This window comes from Stenotrophomonas sp. SY1 (genome assembly GCF_021202945.1).
In the GTDB taxonomy this organism is placed as follows: domain Bacteria; phylum Pseudomonadota; class Gammaproteobacteria; order Xanthomonadales; family Xanthomonadaceae; genus Stenotrophomonas.
Window position 1 is genome coordinate 697,012 of record NZ_JAJOYR010000002.1, and the last position, 21,549, is coordinate 718,560.

Sequence of the window (21,549 nt, forward strand, 5' to 3'; positions counted from 1 at the left end):
CCGCTCCGAACACGAGACGCGATGCGCGTCACGCACTCCCGGTCAGGTTTGCTTTTTGCTCTCCCCAAGGACCCGGCCCCAGCCGCTCCCCTGCGTAATCTATACTCTGCGGCCACAAAAACCGCAATTGGAACCTACTGGATGGCACGTTTCCGTCGCTGGCTGCGCTGGCTGCTGGCCCTGTGTGTCGCCCTCGCCCTGGTGGGTGCGATCGCAGCCGGCTCGCTCTATTACGTTGTCTCTTCCAAGCTGCCGGACGTACAGACCCTTCGCGACGTCGAGTTGCAGGAGCCGATGTATGTCTATGACAGCCAAGGGAAACTAATGGCGGTGTTCGGTGAGACCCGGCGCTACCCCATCCAGATGAAGGACGTTCCCGAGCGCCTGAAACAGGCGTTCCTGGCCACCGAGGATGCGCGTTTCTACGAGCACGACGGCGTCGATTACAAGGGCGTGGGCCGCGCGATCTGGTTGCTGGCCACCACCGACGCCAAGCGCGTACCGGGCGGTTCGACCATCACCCAGCAGGTCGCGCGCCAATTCTTCCTCAGCTCCGAGTACAGCTACACGCGCAAACTGGCCGAGATCCTGCTCGCTCGTAAGATCGAAAGCGAACTGAGCAAGGACGAGATCTTCGAGCTGTATTTGAACAAGAGCTTTTTCGGTAACCGCGCTTACGGTGTGGGCGCTGCCGCCGAGTACTACTACGGCAAGAAGCTCAACGAGCTGGATCTGGACGAAATGGCCTCGCTGGCAGGCATTCCCAAGTTCCCCTCCAGCGGCAACCCGATCAGCAATCCCGAACGTGCCCGCCAGCGTCGCGACAACTACGTGCTGCAACGCATGGCCGAGTTGAACTTCATCACCCAGGCCGAGGCCGATGCCGCCAAGGCGGTGCCGATGCACGCCACGCCGCACGAGCCGCCGGTGGAGATCTACGCACCCTACGTGGCCGAAATGGTGCGCCAGGAGATGGTGGCCAAATACGGCGGCGACGTACTCAACAAGGGTTACCACGTCACCACCACCATCAACGGTGCACTGCAGGACGCGGCCAACACCGCCGTTCGCGATGGCCTGATCCTGTACGACCACCGCCACGGCTGGCACGGCGTGGAGCAGCACTTCGACGTGGCTGCCGACGCTGACGCCACTGCGCTGGCACGGCATATTGCCGGCATCCCCGCCCAGTCCGGCCTGATCCCGGCCGTGGTCTCGGCGACCCATGCCGACGGCAGCATCAGCGTGGTGCTGGCTGACCGCAGCGAACTGGTGCTGCCGGTCGCTGCCAGCCGCTGGACCAACCGCAGCCCTGCAAAGCTGGTCACGCGCGGCGACATGATCCGCGTGCGCGCCGGCGACAAGGAGGGCCAGTGGCTGATCGACCAGATCCCGCGCGGCCAAGCCGCACTGGTCTCGCTGGATGCCGAAACCGGCGCACTGCGTGCACTGGTGGGCGGCTTCAGCTTTGCCGGCAACAAGTTCAACCGCGCCACCCAGGCCCGGCGCCAGCCCGGCTCCAGCTTCAAGCCGTTCATCTACGCGGCCGCATTCGACAAGGGTTTCAACCCGGCCTCGATCGTGCTCGACGCACCGGTGGTGTTCCGCGACCGTCGTGGCAAGACCTGGCAACCGCAGAACGACGGCGGCGGCTTCCGCGGCCCGATGCGCCTGCGCGAAGCGCTGGTGCAGTCGCGCAACCTGGTTTCGGTGCGCCTGCTCGACAGCATCGGCGTGGACTACGCGCGCAAGTACATCAGCGAGTTCGGCTTCCAGGAAGCCGAGCTGCCGCCCAACCTGTCGATGTCGCTGGGCACCGCCTCGCTGACGCCGCTGTCGGTGGCCCGTGGCTACGCCGTGTTCGCCAACGGCGGCTCGCGCGTGGACACCTGGGTGGTGGACGAGATCAACGACCGCGACGGCAACGTCATCTTCAAGGAAGATCCCGCGCTGGCCTGCCGCGGCTGCGGCGGCGTCGCCGGTAGCAGCAGCACCAGCCCGGCCAGCCAGGTGGTCGACGGCTTCAACTTTGGCGCCGAAGCACCCCCGGCCACGGCCACGCCCGCGACGGGCAAGGAAGAAGCCACGGAAGCGCCCAAGCCGGTCAATCCGGATGCCCGCATCGCACCGCGCGCAATCGATGAACGCACCGCCTATCAGCTGGTATCGATGATGCGCGATGTGGTCCAGCGCGGCACCGGCGCCCAAGCCAAGGTACTGGGACGCGAGGATGTCGGCGGCAAGACCGGCTCCACCAACGACCACCGCGACGCCTGGTTCTCCGGCTTCGGCGGCCCGTTGGCCACCACCGTATGGGTCGGCCGTGATGACTTCCGCTCGCTGGGTTACCGCGAGTACGGCGGCAAGGCAGCCCTGCCGATCTGGATCGACTACATGCGCGTGGCCTTGAAGGACGCGCCGATCGCCAGCAACGACCCGCCCTCGGGCATGGTCCAGGCCACCCTCAACGGCGCGGTCGAGTGGGTCAAGAACGAAGACATGGACCGCGTGCAGGACTTCGACTTCGGCCAGCACGAACAGAAGACCGACGACGCCGCTTTCGATATCTTCTGAGCCGGGCCACGGGCGGCGGGATGGACCATCCTGCCGCCCGCCTGTGCGGGCCCGCAGCAGCCACCAGGAGACACCGATGCCATCCAGCCCCCAGAGTGCCCAGCGCATTGAACGCGGCCGCCAGCGCGTGGCGCAGGAGGCGGCACGCCTGATCGTCGAAAGCGGCATCCAGGATTTCGAGCACGCACGACGCAAGGCCGCCACCCGCCTGGGTATTCACGATGAAGCGCTATGGCCGCGCCTGAGCGAAGTCGAACAGGCATTGCGCGAACATCAACGCCTGTTTGCCTCCACCACCCAGCCTGGCGCCTTGCACGAGCGCCGCCAATCGGCCGCGCAGGCGATGCAGTTCCTGCATGCGTTCCAGCCGCGACTGAGTGGGCCGGTACTGACCGGCGTGGCCGGTGACAACAGCCCGGTGATCCTGCACCTGCACTGTGATGACACCGAAGCGGTGCAGCAGTTTCTGCATGACCAACGCATTCCCATCGAAGCGCGCGCCTGGCCGTTGCAACTGGCTGGTCACACCTCCAGGCAGCACTACCCCGGCTGGGAGTTTGCTGCCGACGGCATCGCTTTCGAACTGATCGTCCTGCCCGAAGACGCCCTGCGCCACCCCCCGGTCTCCGGCGACAACGGCAAGCCACTGCCGCGCGCGACATTGGCGCAGGTGCAGCAGTTGCTGCTCGCCACGTAGGCAATCCTCAGCTCGCAGGAGCGGCTTCAGCCGCGAGGCGAGCGGCGAGTGGCGATTCCGACTGGGCGGGAGCCCGCAATTGCAGGCCCCCTCACTTCTGCCGTATTGCGAGCTTCGCGTCTTACACCGCTCCTACAGAGGCGCACGCTGACGCTGCCCATGAATTGCCTCCCGTCCAGAGACGGCGGCCAACCATTGCCGCGCAGCATTGGGCAGGTGCTCCTCCACACACAGGCAGCCTGCTCTTGTAGGAGCGGCGTCAGCCGCGAGACTCGTAGCGGCTCGGACCATGCAGGAGCCCGCAATTGCAGCCCTCTCCAACGCTGCCGCATCGCCAGCTTCGCGGCTTACGCCGCTCCTACAGAAGCGAACGCTGGCGCTGCTGATGACTTGCACCACGTCCAGAGGCGGCGGCCAACCACTGCCGCACGGCATTGGACAGGTGCTCCCCCACACGCAGGCAGCCTGCTCCTGTAGGAGCGGCGTCAGCCGCGAGGCTCGTAGCGGCTCAGACCATACAGAAGCCTGCAATTGCAGCCCTCTCCAACGCTGCCGCATTGCCAGCTTCGCGACTGACGCCGCTCCTGCGTGGACGCCAGCGCCTGAACGACAAAGGCCCCGCTTCTGCGGGGCCCTTGCTGTGATGGAAGCGGCGCATCGCTGCGCCGATGCCATTGCTTACTTGTAGTCGCGCACGTCGTGGCCGGTGTAGACCTGACGCGGACGGCCGATCTTCATTTCCGGATCGACCTGCTGTTCCAGCCAATGCGACACCCAGCCGGCGGTGCGGCCCAGGGCGAACATGACGGTGAACATTTCAGTCGGAATGTTCAGCGCCTTGTAGATGATGCCGCTGTAGAAATCGACGTTCGGATACAGTTTGCGGGCGACGAAGTAATCGTCCTGCAGCGCGGCCTGCTCCAGCTTGATGGCCACATCCAGCAGCGGATCCTGCACGCCCAGCTGACCCAGCACCTGCTTGGTCATCTCACCGATGACCTTGGCGCGCGGATCGAAGTTCTTGTAGACGCGGTGGCCGAAGCCCATCAGGCGGAAGCCCGAGGTCTTGTCCTTGGCTTTGAGCACGGCGGACTCGACGTTGTCGGCCGAACCGATCTCTTCCAGCATCTTCAGCACGGCTTCGTTGGCACCGCCGTGAGCCGGACCCCACAGCGCGGTCACGCCAGCGGCGACCGAAGCGTACGGGTTGGCGCCGGTGGAACCGACCAGACGCACGGTCGAGGTCGAAGCGTTCTGCTCGTGGTCGGCATGCAGGATGAACAGCAGGTCCAGCGCCTTAACCACGTCCTCGTTCAGATCGTACTTGCCATCGGCCGACTCGAAGGTCTGCTTCAGGAAGCGGCTGACGTAGTCCAGCGAGGTGTCCGGCGTGTTGGCCGGCAGGCCCTTGCCATGACGGTAGATCAGCGCCGAAAGGGTCGGCACCTTGGCGATCAGGCGCACGGCAGCCTGGCGACGCTGCTCGGCGTCGGCCAGGTCCAGCGAATCGTGGTACTTGGCCGAGAGCTGCGCGATCGAGGCAGCCAGGATCGCCATCGGGTGCGCGTCCTTGGCAAAGCTGCCAATCAGCGTATTGATCGACGCATCGACGCCGGCCTCAGCGGACAACTCGGCTTCGAAAGCCTTGAGCTGCTCGGCGCTCGGGCGCTCGCCATTGATCAACAGGTAAGCCACTTCGACGAAGCTGGACTTCTCGGCCAGCTGCTCGATCGGGTAACCGCGATACAGCAGCACGCCGTTGTCACCATCGATGTAGGTGATGGCCGACTTGCAGCTGGCAGTGGCGGTATAGCCGGAGTCGTAGGTGAAGAGACCAGTTTCCTTGGTCAGCTTCGAGATATCGACACAATCATTGCCCAGAACGGGTTTGACGACAGGCAGAACGACCGACTTCTCGCCGGCGTTGAGCGTGACCTGATCAAGATCGGACACAGTGCGCTCCTCAAGTGGAAGGCGCCTGTCCTGACAGAGAGGTGACGGGACAGGGGCGTGAATGAAATTGTGCGGTTTCCGCCGCAGTTCACGCCATTATCGCACAGCAGCATTTCCAGATTGCGAAGACAAAAGTCTTATAGCTGGAACGGCAATGCGACACACCGTTACATGCAATGCCAGCGGGATTGCATGTTCATTCAGCTATCCGCAGACAGCACAAAACAACGGCCACGCAGGGCGCGGCCGTTGTTCGGGCGTGCAACAAAAACCAGATTAACGCGCGTAGCGCTTCTGGAACTTGTCGATGCGGCCGCTGGTATCGATGACCTTGTGCTTGCCCGTGTAGAACGGATGCGAAGCCGAGGAAATTTCAACCTTGATCAGCGGATACTCTTCGCCGTCTTCCCACTTGACCGTTTCCTTGGAGGACATGGTCGAACGGGTGAGGAACTTGAAATCGGAAGTGACGTCGTGGAAAACGACGTTGTGGTAATCAGGATGGATATCGGCCTTCATGGGCTCACACCGTGTGGGCTGGTGGTCAAGAGCGGCATTATAGTCCCGGCTTGGCGCGATAGGCAAGCCAAACCGGGAAATATTCCTCTTTACACGCCCAAGGCCCGTCGCACCTGGGCCTGGAAGCGCTCCTGGTCGTAGCCGATCAACAAGGTGGTGTTGTCCGGGGCGCCGGTCTGGCGGTTCCAGTCCACCACCGTGGCGCCGCGGCTGCGGGTTCCGGTCAGCTCGACCGACAACGGCCGCTGCTGCAGCTCCGTGGCGCCTTCGGGCTGCAATGCCCAGGCCATGGCCAGGGCGTCGGCGGCATACCAATGTTCGCCACGGCTGTCTTCCGACCACAGGCGGGTCTGGCGCGAGATCAGTTCGTAGAAACGCGCCTTGTCGGTATCGGCGGCCAGCCACTGCTCCACGTCACGATGCAGCATGCCGTGGGCGACGGTGGCTTCCCAGTCGGCCACTTCGGTGTGCGGGAACATCGAGAACACGATATGCGCCGCTTCCGGGTCGAAGGCGATGTTGAACTCAGCCACCGGGGTGATGTTGCCGTGGCCGTTGATCGCACCGCCCATCACCAGGAAACGCTTCACCCGCTGCGGCAGGGTCGAGTCAAGCTTCAGCGCCAGCGCGATGTTGGTCAGCGGACCGAGTGCGACCAGCGTCAGCTCGCCGGCATGCTCGTGCGACAGGCGCAGGATCGCCAGCGCGGCATGCTCGGCTTCGGCCTTGCGTGCGCTGACCGGCAGATCGACATCGCCGAAACCATCACGCCCATGCACGTGCGCGGCATCTTCGGCCGGATACACCAGCGGATCGGCGGTGCCGGCGAACACGGGCACATCATCGCGACCGGCCACTTCACACAGCTTCAGTGCATTGCGCACGGTGTAGTCGAGCCCGACATTACCCGCTGCCACCGTCAGACCAATCACCTCGTGGCGCTCGTCGGCAAAGGCCATCAACAGCGCCAGCGCGTCGTCCACACCCGGGTCGGTATCAATCAGCAACGGTATCTTCTTGCTCATCTTCTGCTTCACTCTGGTTGGCAATGGAGTCTGTCATCTGTTCCGTGACAGTGGAAGCACACGATCAGGCCGATGCGTCATGCCGATGCATAACGCATCGCGCCACCAATCCAGCGGCCGACCAGACGGTCGGCAAGCTGCGGGGATTCCTGCAGCAGGCGTTCAGCCAACGCATGCACCATCGGCAACAGCGGCGCATCGCGCTGCAGATCGGCGACGCGGAATTCAGCCAACCCGGTCTGGCGCGTGCCCAGCAGCTCGCCAGGGCCGCGCAGCTCAAGATCCTTTTCCGCGATCAGGAAGCCGTCGTTGGTGTGACGCATGGTTTCCAGGCGCTCGCGCGCCATGTTGGAAAGCGGCGCCTGGTACATCAGCACGCAGCTTGATGCAGTGGCGCCACGCCCCACTCGCCCGCGCAGCTGGTGAAGCTGTGCCAGGCCCAGGCGCTCGGCATTCTCGATGATCATCAACGAAGCGTTGGGCACGTCCACGCCAACCTCGATGACCGTCGTGGCGACCAGCAGATCGATTTCAGCCGTCTTGAAGGCGCGCATCGCCGCCTGCTTTTCCGCTGCCTTCATCCGCCCGTGCACCAGCCCGATGCGCAGTTCCGGCAACTGCGCCGACAGTGTTTCGAAAGTGGTCTGCGCGGCGCTTGCTTCCATGCGGCCATTGGCTGGAGCGGTACCGTCCTCCTCGCTTTCCTCGATCAAGGTGCAGACCCAGTACACCTGCCGGCCCTGCTGGCAGGCCACACGGATGCGTTCGACCAGCTCCGGACGGCGTTCCGCGCTGATGGCGATGGTCTGCACCGGCGTACGCCCCGGCGGCAGTTCGTCAATGGCCGAGACATCCAGATCCGAGTACGCGGCCATCGCCAGCGTGCGCGGGATCGGCGTGGCCGTCATCACCAGCTGATGCGGCACTACGCCGGCAGCAGCGCCCTTGTCACGCAACGCCAGGCGCTGGTGCACGCCGAAGCGGTGCTGTTCATCGACGATGGCCAAAGCCAGGTCGTTGAACACCACGTTGTCCTGCATCAGCGCATGCGTGCCAACCACCACCTGCGCATGACCGGAGGCCACCTCCTCCAGCACCTTGCTACGTGCCTTGCCGGTGACCTTGCCGGCCAGCCACGCCACGCGCACATCCAACGGTTCCAGCCAGCCACGCAGGTTGACCAGGTGCTGCTCGGCCAGCAATTCGGTGGGTGCTGCCAATGCCACCTGCTTGCCACGCTCCACCGCCAGCATCGCCGCCAGCGCGGCCACCACGGTCTTGCCCGAGCCGACGTCGCCCTGCACCAACCGCAACATCGGATGTGCGCGCGCGAGGTCCTTGCGGATTTCGTCGAACACCCGCTGCTGTGCACCGGTGAGCCGGAACGGCAGCGATTGCAGCAGCGCCTTGACCAGCCCGTCGCGACCACGCAATGACGGCGCACGGTGCTGCTGAAGTGCAATGCGCTGGCGACGCAGGCTCAGGTGATGGGCCAGCAGTTCCTCCATCGCCAGGCGCCGCTGCGCCGGATGTGTGCCGGCCGACAATGCCGCGATATCGGCATCAGCCGGTGGCCGATGCATGGTCAGCAGCGCATCACGCAATGCCGGCAGCTTGAGCCCGGCCAACATGTCCGGCGGCAACAGCTCCAGCGACGCCGAGTCCGGCAGCCTATCCAGCGCCTGGCCGATGAGTTTGCGCAGGCTCGCCGGGCCGACGCCCTCCACCGCCGGATAGACCGGGTCCAGCGCTTCACCCAGGCTCGCGTCCTCGCCTTCGCCCAGTACGCGATAGCTGGGATGCACTATTTCCAGACCGTGCTGGCCCGGGCGCGGGGTTCCGTAGCAACGCAGCCGGGTACCCACAGCGAACTGCGCCACCTGCGCGGCGCGAAAATGGAAGAAGCGCAGCAGCAGACTCGCGCCGGAATCATCACTGATCGCCACACGCAGCACGGGGCGGTAACGGAAGCCGCGTTCCACCGCTTCCACCCTGCCTTCGATCTGCGCCGGCATACCGGCCTTGAGTGCGCGGATCGGCAACAGCGTGGTGCGGTCCTCGTAGCGCAACGGCAGATGCAGCCACAGATCCTGCAACGTGGTCAGCCCGCGTGCTTCCAGCTTGGCGGCCACCCGCGGCCCGACGCCGGCCAGGCGGCTCAGCGGTTCGGTGGACAGATCGAGGGAAACAAGGTCACGACGGGCAGGCATGTGACAAGGATGCCGTCATGCGCCCAAAACAGAAACCCCGACGCCCGAAGGCGCCGGGGTTTCCCTCCCCACACACTGTTGGAAGCCTGAGCGCGGCGGGGTTTGCCGAGCGCTTTCCCATGCTCGTTCTGCCCTCACCCCGCTTGCAGGAGCGGGGCTTCAAAACCCTCGGCTTCAAGGGAGCTTCAAAGCCCTCGGCTTCAAGCAAGTCTGAACTTCACCGCTTGCCCTCACCCCTACCCCGCTCCGCGCCCCGGCCCTTGCCTTGCCGCGAGGGCCCTCAACGGGCTGCGGACCAGCGGTTCGCAAACAAGCCCGCATCGCCCCGCCTGCCGGAGGAGCTTTGCGGCCTTCGGCGTCAGGTGCGTCAGAACTTCACCGTCATTTCCAGACCGTAGATGCGCGGCTCGGTGATCGTCGCGCCGACCACGCCCAGCGGGCCGCGGCCATAGGTATTCAGGCCGAGCACGTACTGCTTGTCGAACACGTTGTTGGCGTACACCGCCCAGTTCCAGTGCCCAAGTGGTGATGTCCAGCCAATGCGTGCATCGGTCCGCTGCCGCGATTCACCAACGTTCAGCAGCTGACTGATGCCGCAATCGCCCTGCAGGTCCGACGCCTCGTTGCAGCGCTGGGCTCCCCGATAGGCCTGGCGCAGCGAGAAGCGCAGCTGTCCGTTGCCGCCCAGATCGGCCACGTAGACAGCGCCGGCCGACGCGCTGAAACGCGGCTCGCCGGTCGGAGCTCCGTCCAGATCGACACCTTCCGGCGTCACGTAGTCCTTGTACTTGGAGTCGATCCACTCGGCCTGCGCATCCAGGGTGAAGGACTCGGTGACTTTCCAGCGCATGTCGAAATCTAGGCCGGTCGCTTCCAGGTCGCCGGTGTCGAACACGTAACGCGGGATGTCGACCGGATTGTTCGGATCCGGGTCGATCAGGCGGATCGACTGGCGGTTGTCATAGCGGTAATGGAACACCGAGGCGTTGTACGAGAAGCGGTCGAATGCCTGCTTGATGCCGAACTCCAGGTTCCAGACATCCTCGTTCTCGAACGCCGGGCCGATCTGCAGCGCGTTGAAACCGCCGGCCTTGTAACCCTTGGCCAGCGAGCCGAACACCATGGTGTCGCCATTGACGTGGTAGTCGACGACGACGCGCGGGCTCCAGTCGCTCCAGCTCTTCTTGTCCCGCACCAGCTGGCCCTTGTTGACCATGGCCGGCGGATCGATGAAGGCCATGTCGAAAGTGAGCAGTTCGCGGGTGATCGGAATGTTCATCGCCGCAAGCGCCTGGAAGAAGCCAACGGCTTCCAGCGTATCCAGCTTGGCTTCCAGCCCAGGTGCGCTGCGCGGCGTGTTGAGCCAGGTGAACTCCTTCTCATCGCGGGTGTAGCGCAGGCCGAAGGTCAGGTTGAGGCGATCGGTCGCACGCCAGATCACGTCACCGAAGGCGGCGTACGCGGTGGTGCCCAGCGTATTGGTGAAGCGTTCGTTCCACTTTTCGCCGACCAGCGAGATCGGAATGCCGTTCATCTGCGCCAGCATCGAGGTGAAGCCGAACAGGCTGCCGTCGGGCGTCGGCGCGATGCCGAGGTTGCGCACGATATTGTCCACCGCCTCGGTGTTGGTGTTGACCTGGCTGGTCTGGTCGGCGTCTTCCTTGAAGTAGCTGACGCCCGCCACCCAGTCGATGTGCTCGTTGCTGCCGGAGAACTTGAACTCCTGGTAGAGGGTCTCGTTGCTCTCGGTGTTGACCGAATCCACGTACAGGTCGAAGCGGTTGGTGGCGTCTTCCTCGGTGTGGTTGGTCGAATCGTACTGGCGCCACGAGGTGGTCGAAGTCAGGTTGCCCCAGGTCAGCGCGTGGTCGATGATCAGGCTGACGCCATCGAACGTACGCCACTCGGCGTTGTCGGCATCGCTATAGGTTTTGACTTCGCGCGGGTCCAGGAAATCATCCGGATTCACCGGCACCACCGGGCGCTGCGGATACGGCGGCAACGCGACAATGCCGGTGGTGACGCGGCCGTTCTGGTCCAGGCTTTCGTGATCCCAGCTGAGATAGGCAGTGGTGTTGTCGCCGAAGGTGACCTGCCAGCCCGCACGCGTGGCCCACACGTTCTCGCCGCCCAGGTCCTTGCCGGTAGCACCGTCCTGAAACCAGCCATCGCTGGTATTGATCAGTGCATTCAGGCGCAGCGCGGAGTGATCGCCGGTGGGGATGTTGGCCATCGCGTCGGCATACTTCTTGCCGTAGTTGCCCACCCGCACGGTGGCGCGTGCTTCGGTTTCCGGCTGCGGACGGCGCGTCACCAGCGAGATCGCACCAGCGGCGGTGTTGCGGCCAAACAGGGTGCCCTGCGGCCCCTTCAGCACTTCGATGCGCTCCACGTCGACGAACGGCAGCAGCACGCCACCACCGCGACCGCCGTAGATGCCATCGACGAAGATGCCCACCGACGGATCGGTACCAATGCCGAAATCACTGGTTTCCACACCACGCAGGCGAAATGACGGCTGCGTAGGCTGTACCGCGTCGATCACCAGACCCGGCACGAACACATCGATGTCGCCCAGGTTGTCGGCGGCAACGTCGTTGAGCAGATTCTGATCCACCACCTGCAATGCGATGGGTACGTCCTTCAACTCCTGCTCGCGGCTCTGCGCGGTGACGGTGATCCTGTCCAACGTGGTGGCCGCCTCCGTCGCCGTGGCGCTCTGCGCCATGGCCCCGCTGCTGGCACCGAACACCATCAATGCACCAATGGCCTGCTGCAGCCCTGTAACCAGATTCCGTTGTTTCACTCGCATTGCCCCTCTCCCAAAGCAGTGTGATGAAAGCCGCTGTCAGATCGCCGGTACTGCTGGTTTGGCGCTCTGGTTTGTGTCGGCCGTGGTGTCGCAGTTCCCTTCAAGTGCGTTGATCCATTGCCGGATCAACGCCACGCCTTCCCGATGTATGACCGCCCTGCCCACCTCCGGCATCATCACCGCCGGATCGTGGCTGTCCATGCGATAGGCCAGGATCGACGCATCCGCATCACCGGGCAGCACGTCGTACTGGTGATTGCCGGTGCCCTTGCCTGCGGCAATGGGCTGCTTGCACAGGCCCAGTTTCAGGTGATCCTGGGTGGGTGCATCCAGCCACAGGCCGGAAGTGATGGCCGGACCGGTGCGGCTGTGGCAATGCCCGCAGTTCACGTCCAGATAGGCGCGTGCACGTGCGTCCAGCGGCGCCTGCAGGTCGGCGGCATCGGCCATGCGTGGCGCATCGGCCGGCGCCGGGGCGCCTTTCAGATAGCCCACGCGCGAAAGGTGCGCCAGCTGATTCTCACGGCCGTCGATGTAATCGAAATCGCGGTTGAGATGCCGGGCCTTCGGCCCGATCGGCAGCAACTTGCGCGAACGGTTGTCGGTGATGTGGCAGCCGCCGCATTGGTTCTGGTCCGGCACCTGGTAGCTCAGGGCTTCACGCGCGCCAGCGGCATCCACCAGTTCCAGCTCGACAATGTCGCCGGTGCGCTTGAGCGTGGCGGCGGTCTGCTCCCGGTTCCAGACATACGGCAACGCGACCCAACCTTCCTTGCGATGCACCAGCAGGCGGGTTTCGATCAGCCGCACCTTGGCCAGATCCAGGCTTTCTTCTTCCAACGAGGATTGTGAAGGCGGCGTACGCGCCACCGACTTGCCATCGGCGGCGCCACCTTCCGGCAGCGGGTAATAGAACGTCTTGCTGAGAATGGTGCCCACCGGAAAGTCGAACGCATGCTCGGGCTGGTAGCCCGCTGCTTGGCCCTGCGGCATCCACACCGTGCGCAGCTTGTGTGCGTAGTCGCTGAACAGCGGCGTGTTCAGGTCATACGGGACCACGCCGTCATTGAGCCGCAGCTTGCCGCCTTCGACGCGCAGCACATGCCACTCGTCCAACGCGGGCGGCTGTCCTTCCTCGAAGAAATGCACCGCTGGCTTGCCGCCACAACCGGCCAGCATCAACAACACGCCGACCAGCCCCACCATCCGCACCATCACGTTCGGCATGCCGCTTCCTCAACCACGCTTCAGGTCGATCGCCGGCAGGCGCGGCAACTCGCAGTCGAACGGCTTGGCATCCTTGCTGGGGTTCTTGTAGCCGCCGGGGCCATCGGCGTTGATCACGCCACTGACGTTGCGCAGGCAGATCTGCGGGCCAACCTTGACCCCGTCAACCAGGCGTTCCTTGTTGTAGTAGCCATCCCACAGCACGTCCGGGAAATTGCCGGTCAAACCAAACATCGCCACCTTCAGCGCCTTCAGGTCGAGCCCGTCCGGTGAGTCACCGCCGCCGGACAAGGTGTTGTTGTGCACGTAGATGCGCTCGGGGTACGGATCGAAGTTCGGCGATGCGCTGCTGTCCTTGTAGCCGGTGGAATACACGCTGGAGATGATGATGTTGGTGGTGGCGTTGTCGCGCACCTCGTTGTCGAAGATCTCGATGTCATCGTTGGAGTTGATGACGATGCCCGACCCGGCCGGCACGCTGGCCACCGGCGTGCCCTTGGCGCCGAAGTTCTCGTGGTTGTTGGCGATGACCTTGTTGTTGAACACGCGGATGTTGGCGCCCTGCTGCGACAGGCCCGGCATGTTGAATACCAGGATGCCGCCGGTGTTGCCGGTGGCCACGTTGTCGTACACGTCGGCATTGCGGGTGTTTTCGACCTCGATGCCGGCCACGTTCCGCTCGGCCCGGCTGTTGCGCACGATCACGCCATCGGACTGGCCGACATAGATGCCGGCGTCGGACGCGGCGATGGAGATGGTGTTCTCGATCAGCACGTTCTTGGTCAGCACCGGGTAGATGCCGTAGGCGCCGTTCTTGGTGCTGGGACCGCCGGTCCATTGCACCTTGATGCCGCGGATGGTGATGTTCTCCGACTCGCTGATCTTCAGCCCGTCGCCCTTGGAGTCCTCGATGGTGAGGTCCTCGATGGTGAAGTTGTCACCGTTGACCAGCAGGCCTTCGGCGCCAGCCTTCTGGCCTTTGAAGCTCAGCACGGTCTTGTCCATGCCGGCACCCCGGATGGTGACCCCGTCGGCGCGCAGGCTCAGGCTGCGCTCGAATTGATGCCGCCCTGCGGGAATCTCGATCACATCGCCCGGCTTGGCATCGAGCAAGCGCTCCTGCAACGTGGCGGCAAAGGCGCCGTCAGCGGCCGCCACCGCCGGTGCCTGGGCCGCCTGTTTCTGGCAGCCACCCAACAACGCCAAACCGATCGGAACCGCCAAGATGATGCTGCGTTGCATGAATCCGCTCCATACGCCCCCAGATGTAGCGTGCAGTCTGAGCTTCAGGAAGTGTTCACGCGAAGGGCAGGAACGGCATACTACGGGGGGCAGAGCGGACAAGCTGGAGGGAGCTTAGATGCATCGCAAGACCATTGGCGGCGACCGTCTGGCCGTGGCCAACGTGCCAACCAACATGCTTTGCGGCCTGCTGCTGCTGGGCAGCGAGCTGGGCGTGAGCACCGACGGATGGCTGGCCGGGCTGCATCTGAGTGCCGAACAGCTCAACGATCCACTCACCCGCATCTCCTACCGGCAGGCCATCGAGGTCATCCGTCGCGCCCTGCCGACCCTGCCCATCGATGCGGTCGGCCTGGCCATGGGCGGCAACCAGAACGGTGGCAACTTCGGCCTGCTCGGGCTGGCGATGAAGACCGCGCGCAACTTTGGCGATGCGGTGCGTATCGGCCTGGACTACCAGCGCAACCTTGGCCCGTTGATGGCATTGGCCCTGGAAGACCATGGCGGCCCCACCCTGGCCATCGTCGCGACCACGCCGGAACAAGCCAACGATCTGCTGCCATTCCTGTGCGAGGAGATGTTCTCCAGCGTGCTGATGCTGGGCCGCGAACTGGCCGGCAGCGCGTTCAGTCCGTTGCGTCTGGAGCTGGGCTATCCGGCACCCGCGCATGCGGACAAATACCGCGAGCTGTTCGGTTGCGAGGTCCGCTTCGATCAGCCGCGTCACGCCATGGTGCTGGAGCGTCACTGGATGCAGCTGCCGTTCGCCAGCTACAACCCGGTGACTTCACAACAGGCGCTGTCGCTGTGCCGGGCACAACTGGCCACGCTGTCAATGCGCGGCGAAACCACTGCGGCGGTGGAGCGACTGCTGCGCCCCAACCTGCGCGACAACCCGCAGATGAGCGAAGTCGCGCTTGCGTTGCACCTGAGCGAACGCACCTTGCGCCGGCAGTTGTCTGAAGAGGAAACCAGCTTCAGCGAAGTACATGACCGCCTGCGCACCGAATATGCGCTGGAGTTGCTGCAGAACCCGGCGCTGGACATCGCCGCCATCGGCGGCCAGCTGGGTTTCAATGATGCGCGTGAGTTCCGTCGCGCATTCAAGCGATGGACCGGGCAGACGCCGAGCGAAACCCGGCGTCACCTTATCCAGTGTTGATCAGTCGAGGATCATCACTGCATCGACTTCGAACGCGGCGCCCTTCGGCAGGCCCGACACTTCGATGGTGGAACGGGCCGGGAACGGTGCCTGGAAGTACTCCTGCATCACCGCATTGACCTTGGCGAACTCGCCCAGGTCGGTCAGGTACAGGCCCAGACGCACGATCTTGTCCAGCGAGCCACCGGCTTCCTCGGCCACGGCCTTGAGGTTGTCGAACGCGCGGCGGGCCTGCGCGGCCACATCACCGGCGACGATCTCACCGGTGGCCGGGTCCAGCGGAATCTGGCCGGAGAAATAGACGGTGTTGCCGGCGCGCACGGCCTGCGAGTACGGGCCGATGGCGGCCGGGGCCTTGGCGGTGTTGATGATCTGGCGGGACATGGACAGCTCCACTGTGAAGAAAGGTTGGCCATTGTAGCGTCCGCACCTTTGCGCGCACCTGACCGTCCCGGGCCGCGCTGGACAAAACTTCGCCACCTGCCGTGAAGCCTTGGCCTGCAAGGGCTGCCGAGGCTTATCCACATCTTGTGCCGGCAACAGGACACAAGCGATGTGGATAGCCGGGTTTTCCATCCACAGGAGCTGGACAAAATATCACCAGCTTTTGCAGAACCATGCAGCACAAGGGCTGCGCGAGCTTATCCACAACTTGTGTAGGCAGCAGGCCACAACCGGTGGGGATAAACCGCTGCTGCCGAAAAACCGGCCCTTTCCCGGCAGCAGACTGCCGGGAAGGCCCGGTCGAGCGCAGGCATGTCCGGCAGCGCCCGCGTGACGCCGTCCTAGCCCACCGATGCCGCTTCGCGCGCGGTCGGGTTCGGCACCGGCTCGCCCACCTTCCTCATGGTGTTGCGGTCGGTATGTGCGAATGGCTCGGTCCTGTCAGGGATGACCAGCACCGTTTCCTGCTCGTAGGACCAGGTGCCGTCATCGTTGATGGTCACGTGGATGTCGTAGCTCTCAGTGCGGAAGGCATGCTCAAGGAATGGATTGGAGCTGATGCCGTTGGTCAGCGACCCGCGCTCGGCGCGCAGATGGAAGCTCCTGGCATCGGCGCTGGCCTTGCCCACCGCCATCGCGGTCTGCCCGCGCGGGATCGTCAGGGTCTGGATGATGTTGCCCGTGGCCGGTTCCCACAGCCAATACCCGACCTGGTCGTGGAAAGTCTCCACCTCGCCCGGCTTGACGATGCGGGTGTGATAACGCAATCCGTAGAACAACTGCGGGCCGTTGGGTTGCGCATCGATCGGATGCAACTCGATGCGCTCGATGAAGACCTGGCGCTCCGGACCGTCGGCCTTGGGGTTCACATCCACGCCACGCTCACCCACCCAGATACCCGCCATCGCGGCCAGCGGGCCGAGGTTGGCCAGCGTGTTGGGGTCGGAGGTCGGTTCGGTATAGATGTCCTGCGGAAACGTGGTCATGGCTGCACTGCCTGTGGGGTCAACCCACTTATGGTACGCAGAACCCGCCCTGCGCTCCCCCTGCAGTGGTCCACGGCAATGTGGACAAAATATGACCAGCTCTCGCAGAGCCCCGCCGCACAAGGGCTGTGCGGGCTTATCCACAACTTGTGTAGCCAGCAGGGCACAGCCTGTGGGGATAAACCGCTCGCGTAGCGCCGAGCCATGTCCGGCGTCCGGGTCGCCTGGAAAACCCGCTGCCGAGCATGGCTCGGCGCTACGGATGTATTTCCGGAATCTCCGCTTGCCGAGCGTAGCTCGGCACTACGTTGCGCTTACTGCCGGCGCACCGCCTGCACCACCTGCAGCCTGCGCAGGCGTCGCATCACTTCGGCCAGATGGTTGCGGTCACGCACCTGGATGTTGAAACACAGCACCGCCGCATTGAGATCGCGGTCCAGGTAATCGACACGCTCGATGTTGGAATGGCTTTGCGCGATGGCTGCCGCCAGCTGCGCCAGCACACCGGTGCCGTTCTCCACTTCCACTACCAGCGCGGTGTCGTAATCACCAACCACGCTGGTATCCCAGCCTATCGGTACCCAGCGGTCCGGCGTCTTGCGCAGCTCGGCCAGGTTCGGACAGTCCATGCGATGCACCACGATGCCCTTGCCGGCGGTGTGGTAACCCATGATATCGTCACCGGGAATGGGCTGGCAGCAATTGGCGAAGCTGACCACACCGCGCTCGCTGCCGTTGATCAGGATCTTCTCCTGCAAACGCCCGGACATGTTGCTGCCACGCAGCTCGGCGTGGGCCATCAACGCCTGCGCGGCCTGTGTCGGCATCCAGTTGCCCAGCGCCACATCGGCCAGGAAGGCTTCCAGGCGCGGATAACGGTGTTCGTTGAGGAAAGCATCCAGGCGGCCCTTGGGCAACCGCTCGATGGAGCTGTCCATCGCCTCCAGCGCGCGGTCCAGCATGCTGTGCCCCAGTTGCACCGCGTCCTCGTGCTCCAGCTGTTTGAGCTGGTGGCGGATGGCGGTACGTGCCTTGCTGCTGACCACGAATTCCAGCCACTGCGGCTTGGGCGAGGCCGAGCGCGCGGTGATGATTTCCACCGTCTGCCCACTGACCAGGCGCGTGCGCAACGGCACCAGTTTCTTGTCCACGCGCGAGGCCACCGCGCGGTTGCCCACGTCGGTATGCACCGCATAGGCGAAGTCCAGCGCGGTGGAGTTGCGCGGCAATGCCAGGATCTTGCCCTTGGGCGTGAACAGGTAGACCTCGTCCGGGAACAGATCAACCTTGACGTTGTCCAGGAACTCCAGCGACGAGCCAGCGGTGCGCTGAGAGTCGATCAGATCCACGATCCACGCATGCGCGCGGCTCTGTGCGCTGTTGGGCGTGTCGCCGCCGAACTTGTAGGTCCAGTGCGCGGCCACGCCGCGTTCGGCGATCAGGTCCATTTCCTCGGTGCGGATCTGCACTTCGATCGGCGAGCCGTACGGCCCGAACAAGACCGTGTGCAGCGACTGGTAACCGTTGGCCTTGGGAATGGCGATGAAATCACGGAAGCGCCCGTCCAGCGGTTTGAACGCGGCATGCACCGCACCCAGCGCGTGGTAACAGTTGGGCACGTTGCGCACCACCAGGCGGAAGCCGAAGACATCCATCACCTGGTCGAAGCTTTTGTTCTCCTCGTGCATCTTGGTGTAGATGCTCCAGGGCGTCTTGATGCGGCTGATCAGCCGATGCTCTAGCCCTTCGCGCGCAAGCCGCTGCGACAACTGCACTTCCACCTGCGCCATCGCCTCGCGGCGGACCACCGGCTGGCTGCGGATGTGTTTTTCGAGGATGGCGTGGCGCCACGGATACAGCGCGCGGAAGCCCAGGTTCTGCAACTCGGACTTGATCAGGTTCATGCCCAGGCGCTGGGCGATGGGCGCGTAGATATCCAGCGTCTCCATCGCGATGCGGCGCCGTGCCTCGGCGCTCTGCGCGCCCAGCGTGCGCATGTTGTGCAGGCGGTCGGCCAGCTTGATCATGATCACGCGCAGGTCCCGCGACATGGCCAGCAGCATCTTGCGGAAACTCTCCGCCGCCGCTTCCTGGCGGTCGCGGAACTTGAGCTTGTCCAGCTTGGTGACGCCATCGACCAGATCGGCCACGGTCGAGCCGAATTCGCCAGCCAGTTCCTCACGGGTCAGCGGCGTGTCTTCGATGGTGTCGTGCAGGATCGCGGCGATCAGTGCTTCCACGTCCAGGCCAAGCTCGGCCAGGATGCGCGCCACGGCGACCGGATGGGTGATGTAGGGCTCGCCCGACTTGCGGGTCTGGCCGGCATGGGCGCCGGCGCCCACTTCCCAGGCGCGACGCAGCAGCGGCAGCTGCTCGGCGGGCAGGTAGCTGGCTGCGCGTTCGAGTTGGAGTACGTAGTCAGGTACCGCCCCGCCCGCGGGCGTGGCTACCTGGGCGGTGGGGCCTGGGTTCATGCCGGAAGACTATGCCAGCGCGCGTACTTCGGCAAACCCCAAAACGCAGAACAGCCCGCACGTGGCGGGCTGTTCCATTGCTTGCAGCGATGTGTCCGATCGAACCGATCAATCGTCGTTCTTGGACATGTCTTCGTCGGCGACCACTTCGGCAGCGGCCCATTCCAGCGCTTCACGCTCCACGCGCTCACGCTCGGCCTTCTCGACTTCCTCGATCAGCTCGTTGTCGATCTTGCGGGCGGCGATTTCGCGCAGCGCCAGCACGGTCGGCTTGTCCTCGGTCTCGCTGTTGTCGATCGTCGCCTGGACACCATTGGCCAGCTGACGGGCGCGCTTGGACGCCATCATGACCAGCTCGAAACGGTTGTTAACGACTTCCAGGCAATCTTCTACGGTAATGCGGGCCATGCGGGCTCCCGGCGACCGTGCGGCCGCTCGAACGAATGAGGGAAAGGGGACGGATTGTAGGGGTCAGGCGGGTCCTAAATCAAGCCGACGCCTGAACAGCCCCTTGTGAATCAATCGGTTGCTTGGTTTTCGGGGGCCAGCAGCGAGGCGATCAGCTGGGCATGACGCGCCTGCTGGGGCTCCCGACGCAGGCGGCTGGCGCGGAAAATGGAGCACATCTCGTCCACCGCGGTGTCGAAATCCTCATTGACGATGACGTAGTCGAACTCGTGGTAATGCAGCATTTCCTCGCGGGCGGCAGCCAGGCGCTGGGCCATCACCGCTTCGCTGTCCTGGCCGCGCTTGCGCATGCGCTCGTCCAGCGCCTGCCGTGACGGCGGCAGGATGAAGACGCTGACCGCACCGGGCACCTTGTCGCGCACCTGGCGCGCGCCCTGCCAGTCGATCTCCAGCAGCACGTCCTTGCCAGCGGCCAGCTGCGGCTCGACCGACTGCCGGGCGGTGCCCTTCCAGTCGCCGTGCACCAGGGCGTGCTCGAAGAAGTCGCCAGCGGCGATCATCTGCTCGAACTCGGCGGCCGGTACGAAGTGATAGTGCTTGCCGTTCTCCTCGCCCGGACGCATGGCCCGCGAGGTGAAGGAAATGGACAGGGAAATATGCGGATCGCGCGCCAGCGTAGCGTTGACGATGCTGCTTTTGCCGGCGCCGGAGGGGGCGGCGACGATATAGAGGGTGCCACGCATCAAGGTGGGCCAGCGTCTGAAGTGGCCCGGCATTGTAACGGCGCGGGCCAATCCGTGCCGAGCGGGTTGTTCACGGGTGGCCTGGCGGCAGAGCGCAGCCATGCTGCGCCGGGGCGTTGCCAGTGAAGCCCCTGCCGAGCATGGCTCGGCACTACCGGGGGCATGGTCGATGCCCCCGTGCCGCTTACTCGATGTTCTGCACCTGCTCGCGGATCTGGTCGATCAGCACTTTCAGCTCCACCGAGGCGTTGGAGGTGCGCGCGTCCACCGACTTGGAGCCCAGCGTGTTGGACTCGCGATTGAACTCCTGCAGCAGGAAATCCAGGCGGCGGCCGACCGGCTCGCGCTGCTTGAGCACACGGCGGATTTCGCTGATGTGGCTGGACAGGCGATCCAGCTCCTCGTCCACGTCCAGCTTCTGCAGCCACATCACCAGTTCCTGCTCGGCGCGGCCCGGGTCGACCGGGTGCGGCAGGTCGGCCAGGCGTGCGGCCAGCTTGGCGCGCTGGCCTTCACGGATCAGCGGAATCAGCTCACGCACTTCGGCAGCGATGCGCTCGATGCCGTCCACACGCTCGCTGATGGCGGTGGCCAGCTTGTCGCCTTCACGCTCGCGGGCCTGCACGAAGCCGTCGATGACTTCGTCCAGCAGCGCCATGGCCTCGGCCTGCAATGCGGCAGCGTCGGTCGCCTCGGTGCGCAGCACGCCCGGGTACTGCAGCAGCTCGGTGAACTCCACCCGCATGCCGGGGAAACGCGAATGCAGACGCAGCGCCAGATCACCCAACTGCTCCACCAGCGCTTCGTTCACATTCAGCGAGGCCGCCGCTTCGGGCACACGCAGGCGCATGACCAGATCCAGCTTGCCACGGCTGATCCGCCCGGAAACCCGCTCGCGCAGCTGCGGTTCGAGCGCGCGCAGCTCTTCCGGCAGCCGTACCCCCACTTCAAGGAAACGGTGGTTGACCGAGCGCATCTCGCAGCCGAGGGTGCCCCAGGGCGTGACACGTTCGCCGCCTGCGTAGGCGGTCATGCTTCGAATCATGTGGATTTCCGGTGCGTTGCAAAGGGCG

16 protein-coding genes are annotated in these 21,549 nt (G+C 64.5%); 3 read left to right on the top strand and 13 right to left on the bottom strand.

Going from position 1 to position 21,549, the window contains the following annotated elements; genetic code table 11:
• Positions 1-141 precede the first annotated feature (141 nt).
• The gene (locus LR961_RS14710) at positions 142-2,574 is read left to right on the top strand and encodes a penicillin-binding protein 1A (protein ID WP_232150695.1); all 2,433 of its coding nucleotides are present in this window, start codon (positions 142-144) and stop codon (positions 2,572-2,574) included.
• Positions 2,575-2,650: 76 nt separating this feature from the next.
• Complete coding sequence (locus tag LR961_RS14715; RefSeq protein WP_232150696.1) at positions 2,651-3,271, top strand: hypothetical protein; 621 nt, start codon at positions 2,651-2,653, stop codon at positions 3,269-3,271.
• 678 nt (positions 3,272-3,949) lie between these two features.
• Here LR961_RS14715 and LR961_RS14720 read toward each other — a convergent pair.
• From LR961_RS14720 to LR961_RS14750, 7 genes are all read right to left on the bottom strand, one after another.
• On the bottom strand, positions 3,950-5,224 hold the full coding sequence (locus LR961_RS14720; RefSeq protein ID WP_232150697.1) for a citrate synthase: 1,275 nt from the start codon (positions 5,222-5,224) through the stop codon (positions 3,950-3,952).
• A gap of 276 nt (positions 5,225-5,500) precedes the next feature.
• Positions 5,501-5,743, bottom strand: coding sequence for a type B 50S ribosomal protein L31 (locus LR961_RS14725; RefSeq protein WP_056931181.1), 243 nt, complete (start codon positions 5,741-5,743; stop codon positions 5,501-5,503).
• A gap of 89 nt (positions 5,744-5,832) precedes the next feature.
• Positions 5,833-6,768 carry a nucleoside hydrolase gene (locus tag LR961_RS14730; RefSeq protein WP_232150698.1) on the bottom strand — a complete coding sequence of 312 codons (936 nt, stop codon included), beginning with the start codon at positions 6,766-6,768 and terminating at the stop codon, positions 5,833-5,835.
• Positions 6,769-6,845: 77 nt separating this feature from the next.
• Complete coding sequence (gene recG / locus LR961_RS14735) at positions 6,846-8,978, bottom strand: ATP-dependent DNA helicase RecG (RefSeq protein ID WP_232150699.1); 2,133 nt, start codon at positions 8,976-8,978, stop codon at positions 6,846-6,848.
• 367 nt (positions 8,979-9,345) lie between these two features.
• Positions 9,346-11,790: a TonB-dependent receptor gene (locus tag LR961_RS14740; protein WP_232150700.1), complete on the bottom strand. Its 2,445-nt coding sequence runs from the start codon at positions 11,788-11,790 to the stop codon at positions 9,346-9,348.
• A gap of 36 nt (positions 11,791-11,826) precedes the next feature.
• Complete coding sequence (locus tag LR961_RS14745) at positions 11,827-13,017, bottom strand: SO2930 family diheme c-type cytochrome (protein WP_232150701.1); 1,191 nt, start codon at positions 13,015-13,017, stop codon at positions 11,827-11,829.
• Between the two features lie 9 nt (positions 13,018-13,026).
• Positions 13,027-14,259 (bottom strand): parallel beta-helix domain-containing protein, encoded by a 1,233-nt coding sequence (locus tag LR961_RS14750; RefSeq protein ID WP_232150702.1) that lies wholly within the window; start codon positions 14,257-14,259, stop codon positions 13,027-13,029.
• Between the two features lie 118 nt (positions 14,260-14,377).
• Between LR961_RS14750 and LR961_RS14755 the strand changes: the two genes are divergently transcribed.
• A complete protein-coding gene (locus tag LR961_RS14755; RefSeq protein ID WP_232150703.1) occupies positions 14,378-15,421 on the top strand; it encodes an AraC family transcriptional regulator in 1,044 nt (347 codons plus the stop codon).
• Here LR961_RS14755 and LR961_RS14760 read toward each other — a convergent pair whose 3' ends face one another.
• The 6 genes from LR961_RS14760 to LR961_RS14785 form a co-directional block, all read right to left on the bottom strand.
• Positions 15,422-15,805 carry a RidA family protein gene (locus LR961_RS14760; RefSeq protein WP_232150704.1) on the bottom strand — a complete coding sequence of 128 codons (384 nt, stop codon included), beginning with the start codon at positions 15,803-15,805 and terminating at the stop codon, positions 15,422-15,424. It abuts the gene before it with no gap.
• A gap of 401 nt (positions 15,806-16,206) precedes the next feature.
• Positions 16,207-16,851, bottom strand: coding sequence for a heme-binding beta-barrel domain-containing protein (locus LR961_RS14765; protein WP_232150705.1), 645 nt, complete (start codon positions 16,849-16,851; stop codon positions 16,207-16,209).
• A gap of 314 nt (positions 16,852-17,165) precedes the next feature.
• Positions 17,166-19,325, bottom strand: a complete 2,160-nt coding sequence (locus LR961_RS14770; RefSeq protein ID WP_232150706.1) for a bifunctional (p)ppGpp synthetase/guanosine-3',5'-bis(diphosphate) 3'-pyrophosphohydrolase — start codon at positions 19,323-19,325, stop codon at positions 17,166-17,168.
• Positions 19,326-19,433: 108 nt separating this feature from the next.
• Positions 19,434-19,733, bottom strand: a complete 300-nt coding sequence (gene rpoZ / locus LR961_RS14775; RefSeq protein ID WP_232150707.1) for a DNA-directed RNA polymerase subunit omega — start codon at positions 19,731-19,733, stop codon at positions 19,434-19,436.
• Between the two features lie 110 nt (positions 19,734-19,843).
• A complete protein-coding gene (gene gmk, locus LR961_RS14780) occupies positions 19,844-20,476 on the bottom strand; it encodes a guanylate kinase (RefSeq protein ID WP_232150708.1) in 633 nt (210 codons plus the stop codon).
• A gap of 184 nt (positions 20,477-20,660) precedes the next feature.
• On the bottom strand, positions 20,661-21,521 hold the full coding sequence (locus LR961_RS14785; protein ID WP_232150709.1) for a YicC/YloC family endoribonuclease: 861 nt from the start codon (positions 21,519-21,521) through the stop codon (positions 20,661-20,663).
• Between the last annotated feature and the right edge of the window lie 28 nt (positions 21,522-21,549).